We start from the raw sequence: 2,383 nt of genomic DNA, 5'->3' as shown, positions 1-2,383 counted from the left end.
TCAAGCCACGGCTCATTTATTTGCTGGTACAAGTATTGCCCAAGTTGTTGGGGGATGTGTTTAATGTCTGGTTGCATGTGCTGTCCTTAGCGCTTTCTATATAGTTAATTATTGCTCAATGAGTACGACGATTGATTTACCTTGCTCAGCCGCATCTCTAAAGGTTACAAAGTACTTGTCTCGAACGAGGTCATAGGCTTCGGGGTTTACTTCATCAACTCCATCCTTTTCAATTTCAGCGATTATGTTCTGCCCCTCTAAGCTATCAATATCGAAGCTATATTCTTGTTGCATTATGTCATATAAATCTTTCACCATATCGGCTGGGAAAAAGCCGAAAGTGCCGCTAATGTCAGCGTCAGGTGGAAGCAGCTTATGGGGGAAAAAATTGAAGCTAGCAATCAATAATAACCGACTATTACCTGCGATAGCATCCCATAGTTGCAGTGCGGGTTCAAAGCCGCGCAGGTTTATTTCGATTGACTGCCAATGAATGGCTTCTTCTTCAGTAATTGCAAGCAATTGTTGGTATTTACTTTCATCATCACCGCTAAGCGAAGTAGGGTATCTATCTTCGTCAATAAGTGATAAGTGAATTAAGCTGCTCATAGATAATAGGCTCGTGTTGTGTGATTATCGAAACTAATCAATTAAAAATAAAGGTAAATATAATGAGTCGGTGTGGCATTGCCAACCATGCATGTCTTTGCCTAACTTTGCCATAGTAAGGGCATTTAAACAGATAAAGCCTTCTTCCATATCTTTGTAATCACCAAATTTACATTCATCAGAGTGCCATTTGATTGCTTTATCAATACTGGCTTGCCAGAGCGGTTGGTCACCAGAAATTAATGCTGATATAGCTTCAATTAAAGGGGCGAAAAATTGCAATACATCTTTATTTTTGGCTTTTTGAGCATCTTGTTGTGCGGTGTTAATGGCCTGCGGGGTAAGAGGGCTGCCAGTGGCTATTTGCATTAATAAGTGATCATATTGGTAAATAGCAGGATGTACAATATCATCTTCTGATAGTGACCAGTCAAGCGCTTTTATTTGTTCTAGCAATTCAGGCTCACCAAACAACAAACAGATGTTTAACTCTTTTTGAATGGAGTAATCGCTTTTACGGGTCTGTAACTCAGGGTCGAAGCCGCATAAAAACGCATAGGGCGCGGCTTTTTTTAAATTGGGCTTCACTTCTGAGACGTTTTCGAGTGCGTAATTACCATACGCTAACATTAAATAAAAGTCAGAAATTTTGAAAACGCTTTTTTTGTACTGTTCGAGCGTCCTACTGGTGTCTTTAAACCTTTCTAACCACGCTGGCAAGTGAGTATTTGCACGCGTGATGTCATATTCAACATCTTCTGCGGTAAGTTTATTTAGCTTTAACATTCTTAATTCTCTAAGGTAAAGGTTGTAATTTTGCGTCAACTACATTGCCACTTTCTTCAACAGCTTCTATCACTAGTTTGTTTACTGGTATATCTAAATCATCTGCTTCAAGTAAATTTTGCCCTAGTTGATTACGCTCAGGGTACTTTTTCGAGTTTTTCATGCGTTTGAGGTTCATTTTAATCCAATCATCATCCATTTGTGTGAACCCTTTACTTGTTTTGCCAAGCTTAGCACCAGGTCCCTTAGCTTCAACGATAAAGTATTCTAGCACGTTGCCATTTTTATCACGCTTTGTCCAAATTTGGTCGACACCAGGACCCGGGCCAAAGCCAAGCTCCATTTTTGCAGGAGGAGGCGGTTTAGAAAAGTGTTTTGCCATATAGGCACTTGCTGCTCGTTCACCTTTAACTTCGGTAAGTTTTGCTTTAAATGCACCAATGCGATGGCTTGAGTCACCATTTTTAATAGCGTCATCTAGTTTGTTCTTATAAGCCGTTTCATAAGCAGCTAAGTTTTTATAATGGGCATCAAGGGCTGGGTTTCTGACTCGCTTAAGCGCTGCAGCCCCTTTTAAATCATTCCCTTTCGGCGGCTTAAGCTCATTGGCAACGGTTTTCTTCGGTTTACCCACTACACCTGTACTTGCCGGTGGCTCAAACTCATCGAGGGCTTTATTTACGCGATTGCCGATATCGTTTGCGGCGGTTTTAACGCCTTGGTCAATTTTTGGGGTGACTTCATCAAGCTGTTTGACCATGGCTTGCATGCCGTCAATGGCTGAGTCTGGCAGTAGGAGGTCGTATTTCCAGCTGGTTGAAATATCTTGCAAGGTATCTCTAAAGCTTTTAATAATTGCTTTTACTTCACTGGCGGCTTGTTTGCCTAAGTCTTGCCAGTTTATTTTACGTAAATACTGAACAGGGTCACCTTTGCCTACTTTCGTTGGGTAAAGGGCCGGAAGACTGCAATAGCGGCTTCCATCGAT

Annotated in this window: 2 protein-coding genes and 2 pseudogenes; all 4 read right to left on the bottom strand. The window is 41.3% G+C overall.

Annotated elements, in window-relative coordinates:
* Positions 1–77: pseudogene (locus H5186_RS23225) on the bottom strand (DUF600 domain-containing protein); the annotation flags it as partial.
* A 31-nt stretch (positions 78–108) separates the two neighbouring features.
* A complete protein-coding gene (locus H5186_RS22350) occupies positions 109–609 on the bottom strand; it encodes a hypothetical protein (RefSeq protein ID WP_182795025.1) in 501 nt (166 codons plus the stop codon).
* Between the two features lie 33 nt (positions 610–642).
* The gene (locus H5186_RS22345) at positions 643–1,395 is read right to left on the bottom strand and encodes an Imm49 family immunity protein (protein WP_182740940.1); all 753 of its coding nucleotides are present in this window, start codon (positions 1,393–1,395) and stop codon (positions 643–645) included.
* 10 nt (positions 1,396–1,405) lie between these two features.
* Positions 1,406–2,383: pseudogene (locus H5186_RS22340) on the bottom strand (hypothetical protein); the annotation flags it as partial.

Source organism: Pseudoalteromonas sp. SG41-2 (assembly GCF_014164535.1).
GTDB lineage: Bacteria > Pseudomonadota > Gammaproteobacteria > Enterobacterales > Alteromonadaceae > Pseudoalteromonas > Pseudoalteromonas rhizosphaerae.
The sequence above is the reverse complement of the archived record's forward strand: the minus strand, read 5'-3'. Positions and strand labels throughout refer to the sequence as shown.

What these genes read in the sequence shown, in the direction of transcription:
- H5186_RS22350 (WP_182795025.1), bottom strand. Translation starts at nt 609, where the DNA reads ATGAGCAGCTTAATTCACTTATCACTTATTGACGAAGATAGATACCCT.
- H5186_RS22345 (WP_182740940.1), bottom strand. Translation starts at nt 1,395, where the DNA reads ATGTTAAAGCTAAATAAACTTACCGCAGAAGATGTTGAATATGACATC.